24 protein-coding genes and 1 riboswitch are annotated in these 26,241 nt (G+C 44.4%); of the genes, 20 read left to right on the forward strand and 4 right to left on the reverse strand.

The features are described 5' to 3' along the window. Positions 1-9: 9 nt before the first annotated feature. On the reverse strand, positions 10-828 hold the full coding sequence (locus tag BK127_RS06300) for a helix-turn-helix transcriptional regulator (protein ID WP_076229142.1): 819 nt from the start codon (positions 826-828) through the stop codon (positions 10-12). A 135-nt stretch (positions 829-963) separates the two neighbouring features. On the opposite strand from BK127_RS06300, the gene BK127_RS06305 reads away from it, so the two are divergent. The 7 genes from BK127_RS06305 (at position 964) to BK127_RS06335 (ending at position 9,771) form a co-directional block, all read left to right on the forward strand. Continuing rightward, a complete protein-coding gene (locus BK127_RS06305; RefSeq protein ID WP_076229143.1) occupies positions 964-2,235 on the forward strand; it encodes an alpha-L-fucosidase in 1,272 nt (423 codons plus the stop codon). A gap of 110 nt (positions 2,236-2,345) precedes the next feature. Further along, positions 2,346-3,017, forward strand: a complete 672-nt coding sequence (locus BK127_RS06310) for a PIG-L deacetylase family protein (RefSeq protein WP_256711188.1) — start codon at positions 2,346-2,348, stop codon at positions 3,015-3,017. Between the two features lie 124 nt (positions 3,018-3,141). Further along, positions 3,142-3,558: a hypothetical protein gene (locus tag BK127_RS06315; RefSeq protein WP_076229145.1), complete on the forward strand. Its 417-nt coding sequence runs from the start codon at positions 3,142-3,144 to the stop codon at positions 3,556-3,558. A 375-nt stretch (positions 3,559-3,933) separates the two neighbouring features. Beyond that, complete coding sequence (locus BK127_RS06320) at positions 3,934-4,788, forward strand: ABC transporter permease (protein WP_083689123.1); 855 nt, start codon at positions 3,934-3,936, stop codon at positions 4,786-4,788. A 12-nt stretch (positions 4,789-4,800) separates the two neighbouring features. Beyond that, a complete protein-coding gene (locus BK127_RS06325; RefSeq protein ID WP_076229146.1) occupies positions 4,801-5,676 on the forward strand; it encodes a carbohydrate ABC transporter permease in 876 nt (291 codons plus the stop codon). A gap of 36 nt (positions 5,677-5,712) precedes the next feature. Further along, on the forward strand, positions 5,713-7,350 hold the full coding sequence (locus BK127_RS06330; RefSeq protein ID WP_076229147.1) for an extracellular solute-binding protein: 1,638 nt from the start codon (positions 5,713-5,715) through the stop codon (positions 7,348-7,350). 201 nt (positions 7,351-7,551) lie between these two features. After that, positions 7,552-9,771: a helix-turn-helix domain-containing protein gene (locus BK127_RS06335; RefSeq protein ID WP_076229148.1), complete on the forward strand. Its 2,220-nt coding sequence runs from the start codon at positions 7,552-7,554 to the stop codon at positions 9,769-9,771. A gap of 22 nt (positions 9,772-9,793) precedes the next feature. Here the strand turns inward: BK127_RS06335 and BK127_RS06340 are convergent, their stop codons facing one another. Continuing rightward, positions 9,794-10,681: a LysR family transcriptional regulator gene (locus BK127_RS06340; RefSeq protein WP_076229149.1), complete on the reverse strand. Its 888-nt coding sequence runs from the start codon at positions 10,679-10,681 to the stop codon at positions 9,794-9,796. A 166-nt stretch (positions 10,682-10,847) separates the two neighbouring features. Here BK127_RS06340 and thrC point away from each other — a divergent pair, with 166 nt between their 5' ends. From thrC to BK127_RS06365, 5 genes are all read left to right on the forward strand, one after another. Beyond that, on the forward strand, positions 10,848-12,131 hold the full coding sequence (gene thrC / locus BK127_RS06345; protein ID WP_076229150.1) for a threonine synthase: 1,284 nt from the start codon (positions 10,848-10,850) through the stop codon (positions 12,129-12,131). An 89-nt stretch (positions 12,132-12,220) separates the two neighbouring features. Continuing rightward, positions 12,221-12,523: a heme biosynthesis protein HemY gene (locus tag BK127_RS06350; protein WP_076229151.1), complete on the forward strand. Its 303-nt coding sequence runs from the start codon at positions 12,221-12,223 to the stop codon at positions 12,521-12,523. 37 nt (positions 12,524-12,560) lie between these two features. After that, entirely contained in the window at positions 12,561-12,782 is a 222-nt protein-coding gene (locus tag BK127_RS06355; protein ID WP_076229152.1) for a YuzB family protein, read from the forward strand. Positions 12,783-13,034: 252 nt separating this feature from the next. Further along, positions 13,035-13,128, forward strand: a riboswitch (cyclic di-GMP riboswitch). An 83-nt stretch (positions 13,129-13,211) separates the two neighbouring features. Further along, positions 13,212-13,508 carry a hypothetical protein gene (locus tag BK127_RS06360; RefSeq protein ID WP_076229153.1) on the forward strand — a complete coding sequence of 99 codons (297 nt, stop codon included), beginning with the start codon at positions 13,212-13,214 and terminating at the stop codon, positions 13,506-13,508. A gap of 207 nt (positions 13,509-13,715) precedes the next feature. After that, a complete protein-coding gene (locus BK127_RS06365; RefSeq protein WP_076229154.1) occupies positions 13,716-14,630 on the forward strand; it encodes a DHH family phosphoesterase in 915 nt (304 codons plus the stop codon). A gap of 98 nt (positions 14,631-14,728) precedes the next feature. On the opposite strand, the gene BK127_RS06370 is transcribed toward BK127_RS06365, so the two are convergent. Both BK127_RS06370 and BK127_RS06375 read right to left on the reverse strand, forming a co-directional pair. Further along, positions 14,729-16,105, reverse strand: a complete 1,377-nt coding sequence (locus BK127_RS06370; RefSeq protein ID WP_256711189.1) for a TrkH family potassium uptake protein — start codon at positions 16,103-16,105, stop codon at positions 14,729-14,731. Positions 16,106-16,126: 21 nt separating this feature from the next. Further along, positions 16,127-17,278, reverse strand: a complete 1,152-nt coding sequence (locus tag BK127_RS06375; RefSeq protein ID WP_076229155.1) for a THUMP domain-containing class I SAM-dependent RNA methyltransferase — start codon at positions 17,276-17,278, stop codon at positions 16,127-16,129. 244 nt (positions 17,279-17,522) lie between these two features. On the opposite strand from BK127_RS06375, the gene BK127_RS06380 reads away from it, so the two are divergent. From BK127_RS06380 to BK127_RS06415, 8 genes are all read left to right on the forward strand, one after another. Continuing rightward, positions 17,523-18,158 carry an O-methyltransferase gene (locus tag BK127_RS06380; RefSeq protein WP_076229156.1) on the forward strand — a complete coding sequence of 212 codons (636 nt, stop codon included), beginning with the start codon at positions 17,523-17,525 and terminating at the stop codon, positions 18,156-18,158. 322 nt (positions 18,159-18,480) lie between these two features. Beyond that, a complete protein-coding gene (locus BK127_RS06385) occupies positions 18,481-19,341 on the forward strand; it encodes a hypothetical protein (RefSeq protein WP_076229157.1) in 861 nt (286 codons plus the stop codon). Positions 19,342-19,523: 182 nt separating this feature from the next. Then, positions 19,524-20,093: a VanZ family protein gene (locus BK127_RS06390; protein WP_076229158.1), complete on the forward strand. Its 570-nt coding sequence runs from the start codon at positions 19,524-19,526 to the stop codon at positions 20,091-20,093. 12 nt (positions 20,094-20,105) lie between these two features. Further along, positions 20,106-21,215, forward strand: a complete 1,110-nt coding sequence (locus BK127_RS06395) for a sensor histidine kinase (protein ID WP_076229295.1) — start codon at positions 20,106-20,108, stop codon at positions 21,213-21,215. 102 nt (positions 21,216-21,317) lie between these two features. After that, complete coding sequence (locus BK127_RS06400; protein ID WP_179097398.1) at positions 21,318-22,226, forward strand: carbohydrate ABC transporter permease; 909 nt, start codon at positions 21,318-21,320, stop codon at positions 22,224-22,226. A 59-nt stretch (positions 22,227-22,285) separates the two neighbouring features. After that, the gene (locus BK127_RS06405) at positions 22,286-23,116 is read left to right on the forward strand and encodes a carbohydrate ABC transporter permease (RefSeq protein WP_179097404.1); all 831 of its coding nucleotides are present in this window, start codon (positions 22,286-22,288) and stop codon (positions 23,114-23,116) included. A gap of 110 nt (positions 23,117-23,226) precedes the next feature. Further along, a complete protein-coding gene (locus BK127_RS06410) occupies positions 23,227-24,393 on the forward strand; it encodes an efflux RND transporter periplasmic adaptor subunit (RefSeq protein ID WP_076229160.1) in 1,167 nt (388 codons plus the stop codon). A gap of 27 nt (positions 24,394-24,420) precedes the next feature. Further along, entirely contained in the window at positions 24,421-25,731 is a 1,311-nt protein-coding gene (locus BK127_RS06415) for an ABC transporter substrate-binding protein (protein WP_076229161.1), read from the forward strand. Positions 25,732-26,241: the final 510 nt, after the last annotated feature.

A 26,241-nucleotide genomic window follows, 5' to 3' on the forward strand; every position in this document is an offset into this window, starting at 1 on the left:
CTATACGAGCTATCGCATGAGCAGTTGTCTGAAGTCTCTGGGTGAAAATCCGGTGTAGCTCTTGAACATCGTCGAAAAGTTATGCTGCTCGATACCTACCGCACGGGCGATGCTTCCAATGGTCATGTCGGTAGATAGCATTTGCCTGGCCTTGTCAAGCCTCATCCGGTTGATGTATTGGATGGGAGAGCAGCCCATCACGGAATGAAATGCCCGTATGAAATAATTCGGATGATAATGGACCAAGCTGGCAAGCTGCTCGATCGTTATTTTATGTTCCAGATTTTGTTCGATAAATTGAAACACGCGGCTCAACTTTTGCGTGGTCGATGAAGGGATTGCCGTTTGTTCAAAGCCATGATCAATGAACAAACCTATCAATTGAAGCATCGAAGCCTGGATATTAAGAATAGATGAGGGCGTCTGTTTCTTCATTTCGTTGATCATTCGGCTGAACCAGCTCTCAACCTCGGAGCTTGAGAGGACGTCAATGCACACGGGAAAACGGTACATCTCCAATAAATCCCTGTTGCCTACACGCGCTGTGAAATGGCACCAATATTTATGAAACGGATGGTCATTAATAGTCGAATAGGACTGCAAAACATGGCAAGGCATAACAACAATCTGGCCAGGCTTAGGATAGTAGACAATACCATCGACCTCAATCTGGCCCTCCCCTTCGATAATGAAATACAATCGGTTAAAACTGTGCACATAGTTTTCCCGCTTCCAGTCCATATCCACCGTTTGAACATTTGCGATAATGACATCTACCTGGAGGTTGGATAGTAAAGTCCGTAGGGAATCATTTGATGGATTGTGCATGGATTGTACCTACCTTTAGTGAAATGATAGTTACTATTTACTACAAATAGGTTAACAAACAAGATGTTCATTGTAAATGGAACGATTATGATAAAGGTGAACGGAGCTACTATTTCGATTTGAGGAGGATGGACGATGATCTCAAGATTTAACGATGCACGCGACAGATTTTTCGATATGCGCTTTGGTTTATTCATCCACTGGGGCTTATATGCTATTCCTGCCTGGCACGAACAAATATTGTGGAGAGGTAATGTGAAGCGGAATGATTATGAAAAGCTGATTCATGAATTCAACCCAATCGAGTTTGATCCAGAGGCATGGCTTGATCTGGCCCAAGAGGCAGGGATGCAGTACCTGTGCTTTACCACCAAACATCATGATGGCTTCTGCATGTGGGACACCTCACATACGGATTATAAGATTACCCATACACCTTATGGTAAGGATGTATTAGCGATGCTGGCAGAAGCCTGCCGAAAACGTAATTTTCCGTTAAGTCTTTACTATTCTTGCCCGGACTGGCATCATCCCAATTATCCGAATATGGGCAGACATCACGAGATGTTCGGTCCCCGTCCGGGAGATGAGCCCGATATCAATCAATATTACGAATATGTGACCAAGCAATTACGGGAGCTTTTAACGAACTATGGGCCTATATACCAGCTGTTCTGGGACGTTAACGTCGCTGAATACCATAATCCTTCACTGAATGAGCTGGTTCGATCTCTACAGCCGGGTATTTTGATTAATAACCGCGGTCCTGATGAAGGCGATTACAGTACTCCTGAGCGTCATGTTCCCAAAGGAGGTTCTTTCCTTACTCCTACCGAAGCTTGCCAATCGATTGGACGAGAAAGCTGGGGTTATCGCGAGAACGAGGACTATTACTCTGACAAATTTCTGATGCAGAGTGTTGACAAAATTTTGGCTATGGGAGGCAATTATTTACTGAACGTGGGACCCATGCCAGACGGTACGATCACTAGTGAGAACGCAAACACGCTTCGACGAATCGGGCGATGGTACAAGAAGATTCGGGAATCCTTTGAGGGAACTATATCGGCTTCGTATATGGGAGGCAAGGATGAAATCGAGTCAGCTAATGAAGTGAAGAACCGTGTGTTCCGGGATCACGTCTTGTTGACGCGCAAGGGCAATACCGTTTATGTTCATGCTTATCGCGATCTTCAGAGCAATACGGTGATCTTGAAGCCGCTCGATGTGCTTCCTAAGCGGGCTATACTGCTCAATAATGGTCAAGAACTCGAGTCGAGCGTGGAGCTGCTACCATGGTATTGGCAGGAACGTGCTTATTTGCGTATCTGTAATCTGCCAATTAACGAGATCACAGATGAAGTGTTGGTTATCAAGCTGGAATTCGGTGAGGATGTGACTGAATAAAGGACGAATCCGACCCTCTGGCAAGTCGATCCAAAGATTGATATACTGGGTCTGCATTTGTTTGATCAATTTACAACAGTAAAGGGAGCAGATGTATGAGAGAAGGGAAGATGTCTATGGAATCATGGCACAAGGTCGGTTTTATATATGCACATCCGGATGATGAAACTTTTTTGAGTGCTTGTCTAATCCAAGAGCTGGCAGATCGTGGAGAGGAGCCTGTACTGCTGCTGGCAACCAAAGGGGATGCAGGTAAGAAAAACGGGGCCTTCGAACATTCGACGAATGAAGAGCTTGCGGAAATAAGAACGCAGGAAATGGAGCGTGCCGCACAAATTCTTGGGTTGGCTGTTGTCGAGCATTTGGGTTATCCGGATGGGAAGCTAAAGGAAGTGGAGACCGCTCCATTCGTTGACGCGGTTGTTGATTTTATTAACAAGCATCAGCTAAAGGTCGTTGTCAGCTTTCCTGAGGACGGTGGTAACTACCACCCGGATCATGTCGCTATTTCCCAAATAACGACTGCGGCAGTATTAAGCGGAAGATGTCCTTCCGTGGAACAGCTGTATTATTATTTTACGGCAAAATTGGCCGAGGATGGCTATAAGCCTTCTTTGATTATCGATACTTTGCCTCATTGGGCAATGAAGGCTGAAGCGCTGCGGGCGCATCAATCGCAAATTCTGGCTATACATCGTCATTTTGGCGATTTGACCGTTTGTCCTGAGCCACGAAGATACGAATCGTTTGTGCTGGCTTATGATCAAGGGGCGCTCTTGTAGCTTAACGGCAAACTCTCATTGCATATTCAGTCCACATTCAGAAGGCTTTCAGTTAAGGAAGCTATGATTATACACAAGAGATGGAAAGTTTACTTTCATCGAAATGTATAAAGGAGTGCGGGAGATGAGCAATCCTATCGCCTACAAGCTGAAGGCAACCCTGTCTGCACAATCACTGCTATTCATCGGCCTGAGTTTATGTTCTATTTGGAGTTATTATAACGATAGTTTATGGGGAGAGACAGGACGACATTCGTCCTCAACCTACACGATACCCTTTGCTGTGCTGGCTGTTCTATTATATGGGTTTGGTTCTGCAGCTTATTACAGATTTGTTCGTAAACCAGCTGAGATTACAGAGGCCAACCAAGTTCTGCTGGTTTGGCTCATGTTGGGTTCTGGCTTAATCTTGCAGATCGCAGCGGCTCCATGGCTCGTAGGACACCCTTTTGACAGCCATCTGTTCCACAGCTGGGCAGGTGTAGCCGTGAATAGAGTGTCAGGGTTTTATGTGTATAGCACGGATGATTACTCGTCATAACAAGGCGCACGTGATACATAAAGCCTTTACTTACAGCCGTATAACTTGATAATAAGCTTACTCTCAGAGGGTACATGATAGGGTACTCTCTTTTTGTTATGCCCTCTAGGCAAGAAACGTGTGGTGTGCAAAATAGGTGATTATGCGCTCCATAAGGCTTCAGTAAAGATATGTGTGGCATATGGAAAATGGTGAATTGAATAAATGAAGCTGTTCCGCTAACTTGAAGATAGGCTGCAGCCGATTCAACACGATCCCACAGGAAGGAGTGTGGAAGTCATCCAATCACAAGTACAATCAGAATCGATCAAAGTGCGTTCCAGCTCAAGGAAATGGGATAAAAAGAGATTCCGGCAAAATATACCGATCCTGCTTATGTTTGCACCGGTTGTCCTTTATTTTCTCATCTTTCGTTATGCACCTATGGCAGGGCTTGTTATAGCCTTCAAGAACTATAACTTTCATGATGGCATTTGGGGAAGCCCCTGGGTAGGACTGGATAACTTCCGACTGTTATTTACCCAACCGAAGATGATTGAGATCATTCGCAATACATTTGTATTAAGCTTTCTGCAGGTGATTGTCGGATTTCCGTTTCCGATCCTGCTCGCTATTTTTCTGAATGAAGCCAGAAAGATGTGGTTCAAACGTATCGTTCAAACGGTTGTGTATTTACCTCATTTTTTGCATTGGGTTATTATCGGGGGCTTGATTATCCTTATTTTTTCACAGGAAAAAGGGATTGTGAATCACTGGCTAGCGCCGCTGCTTGGAAGTGCATTTCCATTTCTGTATAACCCAACTTCATGGATCACGATCTTTGTAGGTTCAGGTATTTGGAAAAGCGCAGGCTGGAACGCAATCATTTATTTAGCTGCTCTAGCTGCAATTGATCCGGCGCTATACGAATCGGCTTCTATGGATGGAGCAGGGAAAATGCGAAAGATATGGCATATTACGCTTCCATCAATCAGACCGACCATTATCATTATGTTTATTCTATCTGTAGGTCATGTCATGGAGGTTGGGTTTGACCAAGTGTATGTGCTGCAAAATTCAGTGGTTTCCAACGTGTCCGAGGTTATTTCCACATGGAATTTCAAGGTCGGCATCAATGGTGGACGTTTCAGCTTAGCTGCGGCGATGGGTTTTTTTGAATCCTTTGTAGGCTTGTTCCTCGTGGTTATGGCCAACCGTATTGCTAGACGATTCGATCAAGGACTGTGGTAAAGGGGTGGTATCGTGAAGGATACTTTAGGTGAAAAGTGGTTTTACGCGTTTAACTATGTCATTTTGTCTATAATCGGGTTAAGCTGCTTGCTGCCTTTGGTGCACTTGTTCGCATTATCGCTCAGCAACAACGCGGCTATTGTGTCCGGCAGTGTGACGCTTTGGCCCATTGGCTGGAACATTGAATCTTATGATAAGCTTTTTTTCGGTACCCGGATCTTGAGCGGCTTTCAGAACAGCTTGGTTATCACCATTGTCGGTACGGTACTCAACATGATTTTTACGATTTGCTGTGCTTATCCGTTGTCCAGAAAATTTATGTATGGCCGCAAGTTTTTCACGCTGGCGATCATCTTCACGATGCTGTTTAGTGGAGGCTTGATTCCTTCATATCTGGTCGTTAAATCGCTGGGGTTAATTGATACCTACGGGGCGCTCTGGCTTCCGGCACTGGTCAGTGTGTACAATATGCTCGTTATGCGTTCGTTTTTTATGGGCTTGCCGGAGGAAATTGAGGAAGCGGCGCGGATGGATGGCTGCAGCGAGGTGGGCCTGCTGCTGCGGATTATATTGCCATTATCGATGCCGGTCATGGCAGCGTTAGTCTTATTTTATGCGGTATCGCATTGGAATTCGTTCTTTAACGTGATGATTTATATTAATTCGACCGCCAAATACAACGTTGCCGTATTGGTGCAGCAAATGATACAAAGCCAGACGGTGCTTCAGGATGTAGCGAATCAATCGCCTGAGGATTTGAATTCGGTTACAGAAGAATCGATCAAAGCGGCCGGTGTATTCGTAATGACCGTACCCATGTTAATTGTGTATCCGTTTTTGCAAAAATATTTCGTTAAAGGGGTATTGATCGGATCGGTGAAAGGGTAGATCACAGGCATCAGAAAAATGAGGAGGCAACTATTCATGAACAAAAAAACCATCTATGTCGCTTCGATTATCAGCTTATCTCTGACTACGGCGTTAGCCGGCTGTTCCGAGAGCAAGCCATCAGCGGGTACGGCAAGCGGAGACGCGTCCAAAGCCAAAAAAACCGTCAGCCTGTCCATGTATGATCGTGGTAATATACCACCTGATGTGGGAACGATTGAAAATAACCTGTGGACCAAATGGATACAGGAAAAAACGAACATGAACATTACGTTCTCGCCCGTGCCGCGGGGGGAATCCGTGCAAAAATTTAATACGTTGTTTGCATCGGGCTCCGCTCCCAATCTGATTCAGGAGTATGATGGTGTGTTCCGAAATCAGCTCTATAATCAAAAGCAAATTATGCCGATTGATGATATGATCAATAAATACAGCACCGTATATAAGGAACAATTGACCAAGTTTCCACTGCTCAAGAAATTGGGCATGAAGGAAGACGGAAAGCTGTATGAGTTCGGCCGCGTGCTCGGTTATGTACCTTATCATTATGTGCTTGTACGCGAGGATTGGCTGAAAAAACTGAATCTGAAGGCGCCAGAAACGACCGAGGATCTGTATCAAATCGCCAAAGCATTCGCTAATCAGGACCCGGACGGCAACGGCAAAAAAGATACATACGGCTTGAACTTAAGCACAACGAATCCCGGCAATGATCTGTGGGTTGATTATATATTCCAGAATACAACATGGATTTTGCAGGATGGCAAATGGGTCAAGGATTGGGACCGTCTTAAGGCAGCAACCGAGTTTAAGAAAAAGCTGTTCGATGAGGGGATCATTGACAAAGACTTTTTAACCGATAAAAACGGCAAAAAGGCACAACAGGACTTTGTACAAGGTAAAACAGGCATTTATGGCACCGGTGGAGGTATTCGTGGCTTTTACAGCAGTGCTTACGAAACGTTGAAAAAAAATGTGCCTGACGCGAAGCTGATCGTTATTCCGCTCCCGAAAAGCTCATTTGGCCAATTCACTCCGCCGTTTAATCCTCCCGTGCAAATGACCTCGGTCGTCAACACCGATACGAAGGATCAGGAGGGTGTGATGAAGCTGGTTGATTTCCTGAGCTCGCCTGAGATGATTAAGGCTTCTTATTTTGGTCAGGAGGGTGTGCATTATAAGGTTGAGAACGGTAAAGAAACGATCATCAATGCCGATAAAAATAAAAAAGAAGTTGATTGGCTCAGCGATTTGCGGATGATCGGTGGACAATATTTGTATAACGAGTTTGATACGCAAATCAAATCCTTCGATACAAGCAAGCCTATGGAAAAAGAATTTGTTGATCTGATGAATGAGATGTACAAGATTAATATTACTAAAGATCGTCCTCTAGCCAACATCACCTTGGGGAGCTACATGCCGCAGCTGCCTTCCGATATGGATTTTATTAATAAAACGTTAAACGACACGACGAATCCGATTAAGGACTTATACAATAAAGCGATTGTCAGCGGAAGCGGATACAGCGTTGAACAGGCCGATCAGGAAGCCAAATCGCTGTGGAAAAAATCAGATGGCGATAAGCTGGAGAAATGGTATCAGGATTGGTACAGCAAAAATAAAGATCAATTGGTTACGCCAAAGGATTTGCTGGATATGAATTTCAAATGATTCGTTTGGAAAACGCTCTTTAGTTTATTGAAGCGTTACGAAGTCACATGGCTGTCGACAGGATATACGGTCGGCAGCTTCTGTTCGCTTTTTTCGGTTTTCTCCGAAAACAAAGCTTATGCTTACGAAGTAAGTTTTCTTCGAAAACAAAGCCTACGCTTACGAAGTAAGTTTTCTACGAAAACTTTTAGGAGGCACCCCATGAGGACAAAAAATCCTTGGTTTTTTAAGCTGATCACGACTTACCTGCCGATCCTTTATGTGGTTGTGCTCACACTTAGCTTCCTGTTTTTCATGACGCTTAGCGATCTGTCCAATAAACAAACCGTAAAGTCCAACGAGGCTTTCACGAAGTACGTAACCCAGCGGCTGGATTCCTTACTTGAAAATATTGACCAAATTACCATCACCGAGATTAACAGCGATAAAGAACTGCAAAACTATATGTTTCAAAAGTACGACGATGCGAGTCCTTACTTATTGAATAGCGCGATCTCCAATCGCTTCAGTAAAATCAAAATGAGCTTTCCGATGATTCATTCGATTTATTTTTACCGGATATCTGATCAAAGCATATTAAGTCTCGAATCGATGCATACGCTGGATCGTTTTCCCGATCGCGATTTTATTACTAAGGAACTCGAAAAGCCTTTTTCCAGCTACTGGACAGATAAGAGACAATATAAGGAATTTGAAACTCAAGCCTCGGCAGTTCCCGTGCTTTCACTGGTCAAAAAGCTGCCCATGTTCACCAATCCTTACGGCATGTTAGTCATTAATATCGATATCAATGCGTTCCAAGCGCTTTTGCAGGATATGTCCAAGCAAACTGTCAGCTACGTGAAGCTGTTTGATAAGCAAGAAAATCTGTTGGCTTCAAGCAATGAGGCAAGGGGACGAGATTTGTATTCGCTTCGTTCAAGCGTCTCCAATCTGGAGATCCGCAGCGGGTTGAAGGACGGCTACGAATATGGGCTGCTATCTGAGTTGTATTCAAATTGGATCATTGCTGGCATGATTCTCGTGCTGCTGGCGACAATTAGCACCATCTATTTATCCAAAAGATACGCCAGACCGATTGATGCCAGCGTTAACCGAATTTCGGACTTTTTCAGTAAACAGCAAATCGATAATACGAGCCGGGAGCTTTTGCATTTTGTAGATTCCGCTGTGGATCAAATCATCGATTATGCGAATCGATATCAGAGTCAAAGCGACACCAATCTGCTGTACAGGAAGAAGCATTTTTTTCATGAGCTGTTGGATGGGGATCGGGAAATTGACAAGGTTGAATATCGTGAGGAAATGAAGAGCTTCGGCCTGCAGACGGATGGTGTGGATTTTGCCGTTATCCTTGTGGAAATTGATCGTATGAGCGATTTTTCGCAAAACTACACGTACAGAGACCAATATTTATTGAAGTTTGTCATTACGAATGTATGGGATGAGCTGGCTGCCGAGCAGGATTTGAAGGTATGGAGTGAATGGATGTCTGCGGAAACGCTGGGAGTCATGTTTAGCTCGGAGAGCCGTTTCGAGGAGGCTCAGTCGGCGCAAATGATCGCGATTGGGGAGCAACTGAGGGCATGGGTGGAGACCAATCTGAAATTCACGGTAACGATCGGCGTCGGTACAACTCTTGAGCAGCTGTCGGGTATTCGTAAATCATTTCAGCAGGCCAAGGAGGCGCTGCAGCTTAAAACATCAATTGGGAACAACCGTGTCATCATCTATAAAGAAACAGTTCGTCAAACGGAAGCTGAGCTATTTGATCTATTGGAGCTTACGAGGTCCATCACGCAGCTGTATAAAAGTGGGAATGAGGATTGGCGCAAGCAGTTCGATTATTTTTTTTCGGTACTGGGCAAAGGCGGACATACCTCGAAGGAAATCATTAATTTAATCAATTATATGTGTTTTACCTTTACGAAGGAGCTTTCCGATTTTCCGGCAGAATATGTGGAGATGTGGAAACAAACAGCGCTTGGCCCGATGACCGAAGCGCTCCAAATTTATGAAACGGCAGAAGAAATCAAACAAACCTATTTGGCTGTATTGATTCAGGTGGAGGAGAACTGGAAAGGGATTCGTGAGAGCCGAAATAACCGTCATCTTATTTATCAGGTGAGGCAGTATATTGAGGATAATTATGCGAACTCCGATATGTCACTGCAATTGTTAAGCGAACAATTTGGAATGAACAAAAGCTATGTAAGCCGAATTTTCAAGGATGAATTTGGTGAGAACTTCGTGGATTATTTGGCTGGTATCCGCATTCAGCACGCCAAGAAAATGCTTGAGGATACACAGCTGCCCATTCAGGATATCGCTGTTCAAATTGGCTATGTGCATTATTTTACCTTTATTCGTGCCTTTAAGAAATTGATCGGGATTTCTCCAAGCGATTATCGAAAAAAATAAGAAAATGATTAAGAATTGAAATTCAGCAGATGTGTGCATGCACATGCGCCAGAAACTGCTCACATGCAGGGGAGAGATCTTCATCAGACCTGCGGTAAACGGCAATCGGATTGGGCGCATGGATACCTTCTACATATACTCTTGCCAATGCTTGCTGATGGATGTATTCAGCTGCTTCCAGAGCGGATATGAAGCTGGCTCCGTAGCCTGACATAACCGCACGCATCGTTTCGTGTTGGCCATTGAATTGTAAGCCAATCTGTGGGAACTGAACTTGATATTGCCGACAAATTGCGAACAACGTTTCCCGTGAGGAACTGCCTTCCTCACGCAGCACGAATGGCTGCTGCAGCATCTCAGCCAAAGCAACCGTCTTGCCTGCAAGCGGGTGATGGCCCGGAACGACGAACCATAGCTCATCCATCAGAAGCTCCTCGCGCAGCAAGCCTGCGGGAGCTTCTTTGCTGCCTCCAATGAAGGCCAAATCCGCCTCATAGTGAAGCAGCTTGTTAAACGCAGCGCGCGAGTTTGAGGTAGTTAAGGACAGCTCTATTTGCTCGTGACTGCTCTTGAAAGCTGCCATCCAGGCTGGCAATAAATGATTGGCAGGAAGATAGGTTGCGGCTAATCGCAGCTTACCCAGTGAACCGTCCCGATACGCGGTAAACTGTCGGGTCATTTCCAGCTCTAAAGCAAATAGTTTTGCTGCGTGAGTATATACGAGCTCTCCGGCTTCACTCAAACAAACACCTCTCCCTTGTGGTGACAATAGGGTAAGGGCAAGCTCCTGCTCCAGATTGCGGATTTGTGCAGTTACGGCTGGTTGGCTGATATGCATAGCTTCAGCAGCCTTGGTGACACTGCCTCGGGAAGCAACCTCATAAAAAAGCCTTAATGCATGCAGATTCATCCTGGGTGGGTCCTCCCTTCCTACCATTACATGCGATTCATCAATATAATTGATATATTCATCAAAATTAAATATTTTATTTATGAGTTGTTTTTTTCTATTGTAAGAGATAAGCAGCCGTGCTGCAAGGGCTGGCATCACTTCATAGAAGGGGACGGTGTATCCGATGAAATTTGTTTGTTTGGATTGCGAAAGGGCTTATAGGCTGGAGGAAAGAAGGAACCCTTTTTTATGTGATTGCGGGGGCTTGCTGGAGGTCAGGCAAGATTATCGGGGTGTAGATGGGGAAAGGTTAAAGCTGGAGTTCGACAAAAGATTGGCCGATCGAATGTCATCATGGGCAAGTGGTGTGTGGAGGTATAAGGAATTGATTGTTCCAGATTTGCCGGATGAGTATATAACGAGCAGATATGAAGGGAATACAGGCCTATATCCGTCAGCGACCTTGGCTGAATTTGCCGGTGTACGCGGGCTGATGTTGAAGGCACAGAGCGAGAATCCGAGCGGCTCGTTTAAGGATAACGGCATGGCGGTTGCGGTTTCCCATGGCCGTTCGTTGGGCTATACACGGTTTACCTGCACATCTACGGGAAATACGTCGTCCTCACTCGCTATGTATGCTGCATGGGCGGGCTGCTCTTCGTATGTTTTTCTTCCCAAACACCATATTTCGATGAATAAAGTTTTGCAGACGCTCGCCTATGGCGCACAGGTGATATCGTTTGAGGGTACTTATGATGATGGAATCTGTTTTAGCGAGCTTCATAGTGAGCAGCTCGGCTTATATGTATGCAATTCGATCAATCCGTTCCGAATCGAAGGTCAGAAGAGCATTGTATTTGAAATTGCCCAGCAGCTGCGTTGGCAAATGCCGGATTGGATCGTAGTTCCGGGAGGCGCATTAAGCAATGCAACTGCATTGGGCAAGGGTTTGTACGAGCTGAAGGAGCTCGGAATGATTGATAAGCTGCCACGCGTTGCCGTTGTTCAGGCGGAGGGGGCCAGTCCGTTTCACCGGATGGTTGTTCAAGGAGATGCCCAGCTTAAGCCTGTACGGAATCCTTATACACGGGCAACGGCAATGAATATCGGGAATCCGCCCAGCTGGAAGAAGGCACTGCAGTATGCCATCAAGTATACGAAAGGTGTGACCGTATCGGTGACTGACGAGGAAATCATGCTGGCCAAAGGTCGAATCGACCGCAGCGGTATCGGCTGTGAGCCTGCATCTGCAGCTTCAGTAGCAGGGCTGAAAAAGCTTGCTGCTGCCGGTATTATCGATAAGGAATGCACAGTGGTGTGTCTGCTTACCGGACATATTTTGAAGGATACGGAGGCGATAGAGGCATTGTATAAAGGTACCTTGGTATCTTCAGAAGCAGCTCCTTCCATCCTGCATACACCCGATCTGAGTCTGGACGAGGTGCGCCGATATATTACAGAACTGTAATAACCGTCAAATAGCTATATAATGGGTTGATTTCCGAGAGTGGTTTCTTTACAATAGGGAGAAAAGCATACAGGGAGTGGGCAGAGGAAATGAACGTTAAAATTTCACGTAATGCAGCGAAAGTCTTATTGGCTGAGCTGGAAAAAGAAGAAGACAAAGATTTAAAGGTTCGCATCTATATTACGCATAGCCATGGTGACCATGCGCATTATGGTATGGGGATGGACAAGCCGACTGAAGATGACGTTGTAGTTAGCACCGATAAAGGAATTGATGTGGTTTTAAAGAAGGACGAGCCTTTACTGGATGGAATCCGCATCGATTATTTCTACACACCGGAGGAAGGCTTTGCAGTCACCAATCCGGGTAAAGGGAATCACGGCGATCACTAGGCTGTGCATTCATGGGATATGAGAGGATTTGTAAGTTATGGCAAACGATATTCGCGTCTGTGATAAGTGCAAGCATATGAAGATGAAGACGGCCGTTTCCAAGCTGCAAAAGCTGGCCCCGGACGCTGACATCAAAGTAGCCTGCAAATCTTATTGCGGTCCCTGCTCACGATTTGCTTTTATATATATTAATGGGCGTTATGTGACTGGGGCTACTGAGGACGAGGCAATTGAAAAGGTTAAGAAATATGTAAAATAATTATATGTGGTTTTACATGAAGGGGGCGAAAGCCCTCTTTTGTGTTAGGAAAATGTATATTTTCATGTTCAGTTACTTCTCAGGATGACAACAAAGGGTACGATAGTGACCTTGTAATATCATAGTGTCATTTATAATTAATGAAAGTTTAGGTAATTAGACTTGTATAATATGATTAATTGGGTCTACAGATTCATTTATAATGTTCTTCTTATCTTATATGCTAAAGTTGTCGAATAATGATAGCTCAATTCTCGATAATAGCAAAGCAAGTGAAAGCTTGTGACGCAAAACTATAGGGGCTTACGGTGCAAAGCAAGATGCACCCAGCCAGCCAGCTGCCGAAGGTACTGTGATGCGCATATAACTGCGACTCCCGACCAATGGATCAGGAGTCTTTTTGTTTGAGATAAGAGAGGTGGATCATAGATGAACGAAAATAGAAATCTGATGACAAGAACCGGGTTTTATACCAAGGTTGGCCCTGACATGATCGGCATTTATTTGTCGAATGATGGCCCCAAGATGTTTATTAACCGTGAGATATTTGATTTGCGGAATCCATGGTGGGATGTAGAAATGGTGATGGGGAAAACCGGACATCTGATAACATTCTACTGGCGCGGAGAGGTCAAGCTGTCGATTCGCTGTGATCTGGAAAATGACTTATTTGTCAGCTTATATCACTATTTAAGCTTTCGTACTAATGAGCAGAGTCTCGCCTAAGTAGAGAATGGAAATAATATTGACATGCGATGTAGATAAATAAAATGGAATCTGGTTATATTTAGGAGATTATGCAGGTATATCTTGGAGCTGACACGGCCAAAGGTATGCTTTTTTCTGCTTCCAGCTATTGTCTCTATTAGGTCCATTGTTTATAATAATAGATAGATTACTATAGTTCAACGGGACTATATAGGAGGAAAGACCATGCGTTTAATTACACGATCCGACTTTGATGGCTTGGTATGTGCAATGCTCTTTAAAAAAATGGGAATGATCGACGAAATGAAATTCGTTCATCCGAAGGATATGCAGGATGGATTGGTTGAAGTCAATGAAAATGATATTTTGGCGAATGTCCCGTATGTACCCGGCTGCGGTTTATGGTTTGACCACCATTCGAGTGAGTTGGAGCGGACAGGCCCAGAAATCGTATATAAAGGCGAGACCCGTGTCGCACCAAGCGCTGCCCGTGTTGTATATGATTACTATGGCGGCAAGGAACGTTTTGGTGATATCGATAACATTATGCAGGGTGTGGATAAAGCGGATTCCGCGCAGTTTTCTGCAGATGATATTTTGAATCCTTCAGGCTGGGATTTATTGTCCTTTATCATGGATGCCCGCACTGGATTAGGACGCTACCGGGATTATAGAATCAGCAATTATCAGCTGATGGAGGATTTGGTCGATCACTGTGCGACGATGACGGTTGACGAGATTATGCAGCTGCCGGATGTTGTAGAGCGGACAAAGCGTTATTTTGAATTGGACGTCGACTATAAAGCGATGTTAAAGCAGCATACATATGCAGACGGCAATGTGATTGTCACCGATCTGCGCAACGTGGAAACGATTTATCCGGGCAATCGATTTATGGTGTACGCCTTGTATCCGGAACAAAATATTTCGATCTGGATCGTCGATGGCCGAAACAAGCAAAATTGTGTGTTTGCCTGCGGTCACAGCATTATCAATCGTACCTCCAACACCGACGTAGGCGCTTTGATGCTTGCGAATGGCGGCGGCGGGCATAAGGCGGCAGGAACGTGCCAAGTCCCTTATGATGATGCCGGCAAGGTGCTGCATGAGCTGGTTGAAACGATGAAGCAGAACGGATAATGTAGTTAGAATTAGCATTAAACGCATAAAGAATCAGGTACCGGAGCTGCGCCGTTTGGTTGCGCTGTTCCGTGAGCCTGATTCTTTTTTTGCTGCGTTTATCCAATTGTGATTTTACCTTCAGGATAGTGGTACAGTTCCTTTTTGTTTTTGGGCTGCAAGGCGTAGGAGAGCGTGACGGGTCCTAATCTTCCGGCATACATCATCAGAATTATCACTATTTTTCCAGTGAATGTTAAATGCGGAGTGAGTCCCATACTCAGTCCAACCGTTCCAAAAGCAGAGGTGGTTTCAAACAAGATCATTAAAAAAGAATAGTCGTGTGTAGCAAGCAGCAGCATGGTAACAATGAAGATGAGCAGCAGGGAAAGGAAGGTTACGGTAAGAGCACGATGTGTGTACTCTTGCGCCAAACGGTATCGAAACAGCACGACATCTTCTTTTCGCCGGATCATCGTAATCATGGCTCCAATCAGTATGGCAAAGGTAGTTACTTTAATTCCACCGCCCGTTGATCCAGGAGCTGCACCGATAAACATCAGGAGGATCATGAAAAACTGGGTAGCCTGCCTCAAGCTCGTTATGTCTACCGTGTTGGTTCCTGAGGATCTTGTACTGACTGATTGAAAAAAAGCAGCGAGAATTTTATCAAATAAAGGTAAGGGACCCAGCGTATGGGTGTTGGAAAATTCAAAAATAAATATGACAAGCGCCCCAAAAACGACCAAAAAGCCTGAAACGGAAAGCACAATTTTACTATGAAGGGAAAGCTGCCGTGTTTTGGGGTAATCAATGAGCTCGGACATCACGATAAAGCCGATTCCGCCCAAAATGACGAGGATCATCGATACCGCATTAATCACAAAATCGTCAACATATGGCGTCAGGTTCCTGTAACCACCAACTAGCTCGAATCCGGCGTTATTGAACAATGACACAGCATGGAACACTCCATAGTATATGGCTTTGCCCAAGGGCATTTCAAAGGACCAGCGGATCGCAAAAATGCAGGCGGCTATACTTTCTACAACTAAGGAATAGACCACCACATTTTTGATGAGTCGGACGATGCCTTCGATCGATATTTGGTTCAACGATTCCTTCAGGACAAGTCGTTCCCTCAAGGAGATTCGTTTTCTGACGACGATCGCGAACCAGGTGGTCATGGTCATGAATCCCAATCCGCCCAGCTGCACCATGACTAGCAGGACAATTTGTCCGAAATGAGTGAAATGGGTTGCCGTATCGACCAGAATCAAACCGGTTACACAGGTTGCCGAGGTCGCCATAAATAACGCATCAATATAGCTGAGCGAACTTCCTTCGACAGAAGCAGCTGGCATCCACAGCAAGAACGAGCCCAGGATGATTATGACCGCAAACCCCAAGGCAAGTGTTTGTTGAGGGCTTAGCTTGATAGGTTTCCAATGGATACGACTCAGATCAATCACCTCATAATAAAACCCTGATGTCAAAGCATCAGGGTGATTGTATTCTTAAGATTCCCGACGTGGCCCGTACAATCCACCCGGAGCAAAATACTGAAACAAATGGCACTCAATCCGTCCATTATACAACTTGCGCTTTTTGTCAGCAGGTCGGCTCATGAAGTGCTCAACCTGCTTGTTCGGATTCAAAATAAAGCTGGACCATGTTGGCAGATGAAGGGCGAGCAAGCCAAGGTCACGGAGAACCTTGTCCACTTCTTTCAGATCTCCCAGACGCTCTCCATATGGAGGATTGGTAATGATACAGCCGTAATCCCCTTGTGGTTTGGCTTTGGCCACTGGAAGCACCTGGAATCTTAATTCACGCGCAAGTCCGGCTGACTTGGCCGCGGCGAGTGCGATGTCAATCGCATCCTTATCAATATCCGAGCCGATAATTTCGAGCGGCACATCGTCTTTTACCAGATCATAAGCCTCATCCCTGGCTTGGTCCCATAGTGATGCGGGAATTATCGGCCACGCCTCAGCAGCAAAAGAGCGTCGTTGCCCCGGAGCGATGTTCCAGCCGATCATAGCAGCCTCGATAGGGATGGTTCCCGAGCCGCAGAATGGATCGTACAGTGGACGCTCCACTCGCCAACGGCTGAGCAGTACGATAGCTGCGGCCATCGTTTCTTTTAGCGGCGCTTCAGTTGCGATTTTGCGATAGCCACGCTTGTGTAAGCTTGGACCCGTTGTATCAAGCGTCAGCGTAGCGATATCGTTCAATAGCGAGACTTCCATTACGAAGCGAGCTCCCGTCTCGGGAAACCATTCGGTATGATAGTGCTGCTTCAGGCTTTCGACGACGGCTTTTTTTACGATACCTTGACAGGCAGGGACGCTGGATAGCTGAGACTTGTGAGAGCGTCCTTGCGCAGGGAATTCGGCATCTTCGGGAATCCAGTCTGCCCATGGCAGCGCCTTGGTGCCCTCGAATAGCTCATCGAAGGTGCGGGCTTCAAACTGGCCCATTTTGACAAGCACGCGATCCGCTGTGCGCAGCCATAAATTGGCACGACATATCGCCAGCTCGTCACCTGTGAAGTTAACCCGACCATTTTCGACAGTTGTATTTTCATAGCCCAAATCGCGTATCTCGCGAGCTAGAATAGCCTCAAGACCCATAGGACAAGTGGCGATTAATTGAATTTCAGACATCTTACACACTCCAGTTGAACTCTTATTGGAAAAGCCATACAATGTTGTTATAAACACCATCGGTTAAAACATATGCTTCTGATATTATAAGTAAACAAGGATCGAAGTCAATCAAGGGTGGGCGACCGCGTTACAAAGGTATGTTTCCTTGAAATATCAGTCCGCTTAACCTCCGGTTAAAACATATGCTTCTGATATTATAGGTGATAAGGTTGGTTTATACAATATAAGGGGGAATTATAGGATGACGCAGTTATCTGCTGAGGAATATGTGGAATCATTGTTGACTCGCGACGAGCAATTGGAACAAGTAAAGGAAGGGATACGGAGCCGCAGCATGCCGGAGATTTCCATAGCTCCCGGTTATGGCAAGCTGTTGACTTTACTGGTCAAAATGACTGGAGCTCAGCGTATTTTGGAAATTGGTGCTCTGGGCGGATATAGTGGAATTTGTTTAACTCGTGGCTTGGGTGATCAAGGTAAGCTGATTTCGCTGGAGCTTAAGCAGGAATATGCCGATGTTGCTCAGCAGCATCTCAATGAGGCTGGACTTGGGGACAAGGTCGAGTATCGGGTGGGAGAGGCTCTGCATCATTTACAGCAGCTTGCAGATGAAGGACAGAAGTTTGATGTTTTTTTTATCGATGCGGATAAGGGGAACTATCCGAACTACCTGGAATGGGCGATCAAGTTGGCCAACCCAGGAGCCATTATTATGGGGGACAATGCGCTGATGCATGGTCGAGCTATGGATCCTGAGCAGAACGGGAATGCAGTGACCAAGATGCGTCAGTTCAATCAAAGCATGGCAAGTGATCCACGACTGGAGGGCGTTGTTCTACCGGCATATGACGGATTGGCTATTGCTCGTGTACGCTAGCAGACAGCTCCATTAAAAAAGACCATGTCCTCACAAGCCATCATTATTGGCTGTCGAGAGCATGGTCTTTTTGTTGGGGACTTAAAATGATGGAAGCTATTATTACGACACTTCTTTAAGCTTATGGATAAGGAGAAGTGAACGATCAGGGCAACAAGATTACTGTGGTGAAAATCGGTAGCCCTTTATTTTGCTGACAGAAAGGGATAACGAAACAAATGCATTGCTTTTTACGTTTAACATATGGAGTTATTTGTAAATGAGACAGAAAACAGGATGGCAGAATGTTTAGATATGTCTACAAGAAGTGAGGGATTACATATTGACGAACACAATCCAGCGTGCAGGCATAATGATGCTGATACTGCTTAGCACTCTCGCGTGCAGTAATGATCAAGTCATGCAATACAACGGTATGTCGACAACAATGTCTGAACAAAGTGATCAACATCCGGTCTATAGTCCTGACCTGTTTCCTGAGCATGTAGTTATTCCCTTTGAAGAAAGTTTGGGACAACCCTTAGAGAAGGGCATTCCTCCAATCGGGTCGAAGCTTATCCAAAGCTTTGTTCTTCCGGGGTCTGAGGCGGAAGTTCTTGTATATACAAATGAGGATGCCTCCTTAGGTTTAACCGGATATCTCAAGGGTAGGAATTCGAAATGGAAGTTGGGCGACATGTCCAATTTTGATGAGAATCAAGCCTGGATCCATCCTTTAAGCTTTTTGACTGGGGAAGTTTCCGGTGCCGTTATTGAAATCCCTTTTGGCTCGATTGGTGCAAAAAAGGGGCTGCTGACTTATCACCACGATACCGATTCTTGGAATGTAGTCGATTTTCAAGGGCATACCGTGATTCCAATGGATCTTGACAGCGATGGTGTCCCTGAATGGATCGGCAACCAGACGGACTGGGTGCCTCCCGCTCTGGAGATCCATCGGTGGGTCACAGAGCATGAGCGCTTCGAATCGACCGTTCTGCAATCGAGCAGTCTGTTCCCGGATATGGCTGACGAGACACCTTCTTACTCATCCCTTTTTATTGAGAATGGACAGCACCTGATTCAAATCGGCAATAACGATGCCTATGCTTTTTTCATATATGAACAAGGTGATTTGAAGCAGTACCGTCCAGCAGATACTCGGGATCGCGTTCTTGACATGCAAATGGCCCGACGTCACTAAAGTGATTTTTAATTGTGAAAAGTAAATGCGCTAGAATAAAATGACACTTACCACATCATATTTCCATCAATTGAACCTAAATAGATGTAGAAGTTTAAGAAAAATTTTATTTTTAACCCCATTTCTTTTTAAATAGTTTTTTTTATCCTAAAAGTGTACGAATGGTTAGGAGGAAACTAAGGATGAAGAAATGGTTTTTTTTTGGGGATCAGGAGACTCAAGAAGGTGAGATGGGAATGAAACGTAAGAGAACGTTGAATAATTTGAAAATCCATGCACTGTTTGTCTTATATGTGTACGCATTATTCAAATTTATTCTGTTTAAGTTCGGTGCGATCGATATGACATTTCTCAGGCAGCAACTTAAGCAGAGTCTGGGAAACCCGGATGATATCACCGTGCGATTGCAAAAAGGTAATCTGATCCCCTTTAAAGAAATATCCAGATCGATTCATGTTTTATCGATTCATGATCTAATTAACATGATTGGGAATATTGCGATATTCATGCCATTCGGTATTTTTCTTGGTTTCATGTTAAGAAACAAAAAAATATCTTTGATAGGCGCGTTCACACTTTCTTTAGGTTTAAGTCTAATCTTGGAAAGTGCGCAGGCCTTATTCTCTATTGGAAGTTTTGACGTCGATGATCTTATACTAAATTCCAGTGGAGGCTTGATTGGCTTCATCGCTTGCAAAGTATGCGCTAAGTTTATGGCAACTACACTCCAAACAAAAGGGAGGCCCATATGATATATGCTTTTAATGGCTATAATGACCCGGAGCTTTCGCTTTAAAATGATTCAACTGTTTGGTTCAAGTATGCTTTTTTCCGCTGTTATTACCTATATCATCTATAAGATTCTCCAACTCTTTTATTATACGACCATGTTCGAAAATCCATTGACAAAATTTCGTTATTTTGTGAGAGATATTGGTGATGTTAACTTCTTTTTGCTTATTTTCATTCCTCTCTCGATTTTGTTTTTCTTTCTCCTCACCAAAAGATATGTTGGTTATTTTCAAGAAATATCCAGCGGCATTAATCAGCTTGCGAATGGTGATTTCAACAGTCGTATACGTATTCCATCCAAAGATGAATTCGGGGATATTGCGAGAGACATCAATCTAGCCAGTCAAAAATTGCAGCAAGCTTTGGAGAGAGGAGACCTTGCAGAAAACAGCAAGGAACAATTGGTCCTCAATTTGGCTCACGATTTGCGTACGCCGCTGACTTCGATTTTAGGTTATTTGGATTTCATTCTTCAGGACGATCAGCTGACTGCCGAACAAATCAAGCACTATACGAGCATTGCTTATACCAAATCTCAACGCTTAGAAAAGCTCATTGACGAGCTATTCGAAATAACACGAATGAACTATGGCAAGCTTACCCTTGAAAAACAACCAATCGATCTGAGCGAGCTTCTCATCCAGTTAAATGAGGAGCTATACCCTGCCTTTGAGAAAAACAACCTAACAACTCGATTGAATGTGAATCCGCATTTGACTATTTGGGGTGACGGAGAGCTATTGGCACGTGTTTTTGAAAATCTGCTGACGAATGCCATTCGCTATGGAAAAGATGGTCAGTTTATTGATATTAATTGCCATATTGACGCAGAAGATATGGTGATTCAAGTGGTCAATTATGGGGATTGCATACCTCCGGAAGAGCTACCGCATATCTTCGATATGTTTTTTACCGGCGATCAAGCACGGATTCATCGTGAGGGGAGTACCGGTCTTGGCTTGTCTATTGCGAAAAACATTGTAGCGCAGCATCAAGGCACAATTTCGGCCCAAAGCAGTTTAATTCGTACGCTTTTTGAGGTCCGTTTCCCGAAAAAAATGGCATCTGAGGCACTCGACTAACTTTTGTGCCAATCATTTAAGGAAAATTTTATATTTACCCCACTTTTTTATTTAACAGCCTGCCCTATTCTAAATATATGAATGGGGAGGAGGAAACTGTGAATGAACAAGTGGGGTTTTTGGCATGGCTTCATTATGAAGAAAATAAAAAAAAGGATTCACAAGGATTCAGCGGCTGCATGGATATTTCTCGCACCAAGCGGTGTTGGATTTGCATTGTTCTACCTTATTCCGTTTGTCATGGGGTTGTTCTACTCCTTCATGGATAGAACGATCGACGGCCAATTCGTTGGCTTGGATAATTATCGCGAGCTGCTTGCGAGCAATTCCTTCCGAAAAGCGTCATCCAATACATTTTATTTTAGCGCGGTTTGTGTTCCGCTTTTACTTGCGCTGTCGTTAGGTCTAGCGATGCTATTGAGTAAAAATATATATCTGCGCAAATGGCTGCGGACTGCATATGTGCTGCCGCTTGTCGTTCCCGTCGCCTCGATTATTCTGATCTGGCAAATGCTGTTCGATTGGAACGGCTCCTTGAACGCCTGGCTGAACGGCTTCGGAATCGAACGTGTGGATTGGATGAAGACCGATGCGGCCCGAAATGTAATCATTGTCGTTTATGTATGGAAGAACATCGGCTATAACGTAATTTTATTTTTGGCGGGACTACAGCAAATCCCGAAGGATTATTACGAAACCGCCCAAATTGAAGGGGCAGGGCGTTTACGCCAGTTTGGCAGTATTACACTTGTTTATTTAACGTCCACGATGTTCTTTGTCGTCATCATGTCGATCATTAATTCGTTTAAAGTTTTTCGGGAAACGTATTTGATCGCAGGCGATTATCCGCATGACAGTATCTACATGATGCAGCACTATATGAACAACATGTTCACGTCGCTCAATATTCAGAAGCTGACTGCCGCGGCGACCTTGATGGTCATCTGTATTCTTCTGATTGTCATGGGCTTGTTTGCTCTTGAACGCCGATATCGGCAGTTCATGGAATAGGGGGAAGGAAGAACGTGCAAGTTGCCAAACTATTACAAAAAAGTGCGTTAACGGTCTTCATGGGTGCAATAGGAGTCCTGTTATTATTCCCGATTGCGATCACCTTCACCAATTCGCTCATGACAGAACTAGAAATTGGCATCAATTATGGACCCATTGGGCAGATGAACCAAGCGACTGCAGGAAAAGCAAATCCTTTTGTGAATTTAAAATTGCTGCCGGATCAAGTGTCCTTGGAGCAGTATGGCAAGGTGTTGGTGGGCAGTCCGAGATATCTGACGATGTTTTGGAATTCGGTATATATGGTAGTGCCGATCATCGCAGGACAAAGCCTCGTAGCAGCACTTGCTGCGTACGCCTTTTCGAAGCTGCAATTTCGCGGTCGGGAACACTTGTTTCTCGTTTATGTCTTGACGATGCTCATGCCATTCCAAGTAACGCTAATTCCTAATTATATTATGTCGGATAAGCTTGGTCTGCTGAATAGTTCCAACGCTATTATATTGCCTGGAATATTCGCAGCTTTCGGTGTGTTTATGCTTAGGCAGTTCATGCTGGATATTCCATATGCCTACATCGAGGCGGCCAAGATGGATGGAGCCGGACATCTACGAATCTTCTACAAGATTATTATTCCGATGATCAAACCGGGTTTGGCTGCACTCGTTATTTTATTGTTCGTCGATTATTGGAACATGGTGGAGCAGCCGCTTATTTTTCTGGACGATCCATTCAAGCAGCCGTTATCCGTTTATTTATCGAAGATCAATGGCGAGCTGGGGATTGCTTTCGCTGCATCCGTACTCTACATGGCTCCGATGGTGCTGCTGTTTCTGTATGCGGAAACGTATTTCATTGAAGGCATTCAATTGTCTGGCATCAAGGGGTAATTTTTGTAAAGCTAATGCTTACCATGCAAGTTTTGCCAATGTAAAACTCAGACAATGCTTAAGAAGAAAACTTTCCAACGGAAAGTTTCTTAGGAGGAGAAAGACGGAATATGGAGTTAGAAAAAGAACTGGGTGATCGTAGGCGCAAACGGAGCATTCAAGTCGTGTTCATTGTTTTTATGGGATTGTTAATATTTTTTACGTTGTTCAGCAACACGCTGCAGTCACTGACCTTACCGAAAGTGAGAACAGAAAAGCTGGTTAACGGAAGTCTTTTATTTACGCTTGAAGGCAACGGTATGGTGCAACCGTTCGTCGAAACGAGATTATCGAACCCTGCTGGTTGGAAGGTCCAAACGATTCTTGTAAAAGAAGGAGATCGTGTGAAGAAGGGGCAAAAGCTAATCATCTATGACAGCAAATCTGCTGAACGTGAATTGGAGAATGAAATAACAAACTTGGACAAGCAGAAAGTCGAGCTGCAGAATGTTCAAGATCAGTTCATTCTGTCAACGACGGAAGGGGACGAATTCAAGATTCGGGCTGCAAGCCGCAATATTGAAACACGTAAACTTGATCTCGGCATGCAGGAACGTAAAATTAACGAGCTGAGAGACCGTCTGACAAGCCAACAGGAAATGAACGCTCCGTTCGATGGCATTATTAATAAATTGAATGCCATTGAAGGGGTAATAACAGCGGGGGAACCGGACGTTCTTATCTCGAATAGCAGCTTGGGCTATCGTTTGGATATTTCTGTTGATTCAACGATACTTTCCAGCTTGGGGATTTCGATCGGAGAGAAGATAGAGGTCAAGGTACATACAGTAGCAGAAAGAGACCAACAACAAATCCGTATGATCGACGGCACGATTGATGAAGTGGCGAATACACAACCTCGTACCCAGAGCACATCTGTAGAAGAAGCAGGGCCTACCCAAACGATTGCACAGAAGACACTTCGCATAAAGGTCATTGATTCCGATCTGAGAGGGGGTGAGAAGGCAGAGTTCAAATTGGAGAAACGCTCAAACCAAGAAGGGCTAGTCATATCCAATGCGGCGATTCATCAAGACCGCGACGGCCTGTTCGTTTACAAAATTGACGAGCAGAGGGGGGCATTAGGCAATATCTTTGTTACTCATAAAGTCCGAATTCAGTCCAGTGAAACGAATGGAAAAGAAACAATGATTAAAGCGGAAAGCCTCTATAAGGACGACCTGATTATTATGGAAAGCAGTGAGCCTTTACAAGAAGGAAATCGTGTTCGTTTTTGACAAAAAACTCCAGGAGGTATTCGTTCGATGAAAAAGTGGCAGTGTATCATGTCTATTGGTATTTTAACAACGTCTATGGCCGCATGCAGTTCTGAAGGCAGCAAGGAACTGACAAATACGGAGAAGCCGGTAATCAATGAAGGGAAAAAGGTCGTTACTTTGGCGATGCAAGTATGGCCTACGGCTATGCAAGAATCGAACGCATTTTTTAAGACGGTAGAGAAAAAGTTTGAAGAAAAGAATCCAGACATCGATCTGCAAATTCAAATTTCAGAGGATTATGAAAAGTACAAAAAAACGATGAATACAGCCTTGCTTTCAGGGAAAGGCCCGGATATCTTCGAAATAAGCAGTTTACCTATCGACGATTATGTGAGCAAAAAGCTTCTCCTGAACTTGGATGAGACCATGATGAAAGACAAATCGCTGAATACAAACGATTTGCAAACGAACATTTTGGATGTTTTGAAGCAGAATGGCGGTTTATATGCTATGCCTTTAGGATTCTCCCTCCGTGCGTTCATAGGCGATGGCGACATACTTAAGAACACGAATGTCGACGATAAGAAATGGACCTGGAAGGAGTTTGAAAAGATTTCGAAAAAACTGGGAGAGAGCGGCAAGGAGCGCCGCTACGCTTTAGCGAATGACCCACCGGAACTCCTCCTTCAAGAATTGGTTGTAGATAAATACGCAGAGTTCGTTGATCATTCAACGAAAAAGGCAAAGTTCGACTCTCCCTTTTTCGTGGGAATGATGCAACAAATTAAGAAAATGTACGATGATAAAGTCATGACTTCAGAACCAGCGGATATAGGCAAGCAGATGTTCTATTCTGCCCTGTTGCAATCACCAGCAGACTTAATTAATGGTCAGCACCAATTTTTCTCAAATCCGAAGTTGCTGCAAAAACCAGAACAAGCAGGAGGAGCGAGGATTATCACCGATTCCCAGTTCGCCATTCAAGCCAAATCTTCGGTTAAAGAGGAGGCTTGGAAGGTTATTGCCTTCTTGTTATCCGAAGAAGGACAATCCCTGCAAGGAAGGCAAGGATTTTCACTGCTTAAATCTGTGAATGAGAAGCAGCTGAACGACATTCAGAATCAAGTTAAAAGCGGAAAGTACAAACTTCCAGACGGAAAAGCCCCCAAGGTGTCTGACGAAGAATTTACCCAGTTCAAACAGTTCATTAGTACAGCGAATAACTATTCGAACGCGGATGGTAAAGTGATTTCCATAATAGGAGATGAGTCCAGATCATTCTTTAGCGAACAAAAGTCTGCGGAGGAAGTAGCCAAGCTAATTCAGAACAAGGCGACAACCTTTTTAAACGAGTAAAAAAATTGTAAGTGAGGGTTCTTGAGCATTGCTCGGCCGTTGTGAATGGGAAGGGTTCTAAACATATGGGGGGCAACCCTTTACAGTTTTTAGTAATAAAATGTAAAGGGTCCGCTTCATTGTTGAACTGCAAATTTGATTATGTACTTCTTAGTAGATCATCGTATTATTTATAAAATAAGCCGTCTTTGAAGTAAAGATAGCGGGAATACTCGATTCCTCCAATACCCTTGTAATACCATTGTTCAAGATCCCCGATTGTAGTTCTTTTATCAGGGTACCCTGTTTATCCACAGTACAGGATTATTCTTCCAAAACTGTTCGGCATCCGTTCGAACTTCAGCTTTTTTATACCCTCATTGATGATATCTTGCCCCAAGAAGCATTTTTTCTGAATTCCCCGGCTGTAATATCAATCCGCTGCTGTTCCCCCAAACTATTTTCATGTCACCAATAGAACATTAATGGAAACCTTTTCTAATATTCGTCCGTCTATAGATTTTGGAGGTG

The sequence above is a fragment of the Paenibacillus sp. FSL H7-0331 genome (assembly GCF_001956045.1).

What these genes read in the sequence shown, in the direction of transcription:
- thrC (WP_076229150.1), top strand. Translation starts at nt 10,848, where the DNA reads ATGAAATTTGTTTGTTTGGATTGCGAAAGGGCTTATAGGCTGGAGGAA.
- BK127_RS06375 (WP_076229155.1), bottom strand. Translation starts at nt 17,278, where the DNA reads ATGTCTGAAATTCAATTAATCGCCACTTGTCCTATGGGTCTTGAGGCT.
- BK127_RS06400 (WP_179097398.1), top strand. Translation starts at nt 21,318, where the DNA reads ATGAACAAGTGGGGTTTTTGGCATGGCTTCATTATGAAGAAAATAAAA.
- BK127_RS06350 (WP_076229151.1), top strand. Translation starts at nt 12,221, where the DNA reads ATGAACGTTAAAATTTCACGTAATGCAGCGAAAGTCTTATTGGCTGAG.
- BK127_RS06355 (WP_076229152.1), top strand. Translation starts at nt 12,561, where the DNA reads ATGGCAAACGATATTCGCGTCTGTGATAAGTGCAAGCATATGAAGATG.
- BK127_RS06340 (WP_076229149.1), bottom strand. Translation starts at nt 10,681, where the DNA reads ATGAATCTGCATGCATTAAGGCTTTTTTATGAGGTTGCTTCCCGAGGC.
- BK127_RS06360 (WP_076229153.1), top strand. Translation starts at nt 13,212, where the DNA reads ATGAACGAAAATAGAAATCTGATGACAAGAACCGGGTTTTATACCAAG.
- BK127_RS06305 (WP_076229143.1), top strand. Translation starts at nt 964, where the DNA reads ATGATCTCAAGATTTAACGATGCACGCGACAGATTTTTCGATATGCGC.
- BK127_RS06410 (WP_076229160.1), top strand. Translation starts at nt 23,227, where the DNA reads ATGGAGTTAGAAAAAGAACTGGGTGATCGTAGGCGCAAACGGAGCATT.
- BK127_RS06310 (WP_256711188.1), top strand. Translation starts at nt 2,346, where the DNA reads ATGTCTATGGAATCATGGCACAAGGTCGGTTTTATATATGCACATCCG.
- BK127_RS06315 (WP_076229145.1), top strand. Translation starts at nt 3,142, where the DNA reads ATGAGCAATCCTATCGCCTACAAGCTGAAGGCAACCCTGTCTGCACAA.
- BK127_RS06335 (WP_076229148.1), top strand. Translation starts at nt 7,552, where the DNA reads ATGAGGACAAAAAATCCTTGGTTTTTTAAGCTGATCACGACTTACCTG.
- BK127_RS06415 (WP_076229161.1), top strand. Translation starts at nt 24,421, where the DNA reads ATGAAAAAGTGGCAGTGTATCATGTCTATTGGTATTTTAACAACGTCT.
- BK127_RS06405 (WP_179097404.1), top strand. Translation starts at nt 22,286, where the DNA reads ATGGGTGCAATAGGAGTCCTGTTATTATTCCCGATTGCGATCACCTTC.
- BK127_RS06300 (WP_076229142.1), bottom strand. Translation starts at nt 828, where the DNA reads ATGCACAATCCATCAAATGATTCCCTACGGACTTTACTATCCAACCTC.
- BK127_RS06320 (WP_083689123.1), top strand. Translation starts at nt 3,934, where the DNA reads ATGTTTGCACCGGTTGTCCTTTATTTTCTCATCTTTCGTTATGCACCT.
- BK127_RS06365 (WP_076229154.1), top strand. Translation starts at nt 13,716, where the DNA reads ATGCGTTTAATTACACGATCCGACTTTGATGGCTTGGTATGTGCAATG.
- BK127_RS06380 (WP_076229156.1), top strand. Translation starts at nt 17,523, where the DNA reads ATGACGCAGTTATCTGCTGAGGAATATGTGGAATCATTGTTGACTCGC.
- BK127_RS06395 (WP_076229295.1), top strand. Translation starts at nt 20,106, where the DNA reads ATGGCTATAATGACCCGGAGCTTTCGCTTTAAAATGATTCAACTGTTT.
- BK127_RS06330 (WP_076229147.1), top strand. Translation starts at nt 5,713, where the DNA reads ATGAACAAAAAAACCATCTATGTCGCTTCGATTATCAGCTTATCTCTG.
- BK127_RS06390 (WP_076229158.1), top strand. Translation starts at nt 19,524, where the DNA reads ATGAAGAAATGGTTTTTTTTTGGGGATCAGGAGACTCAAGAAGGTGAG.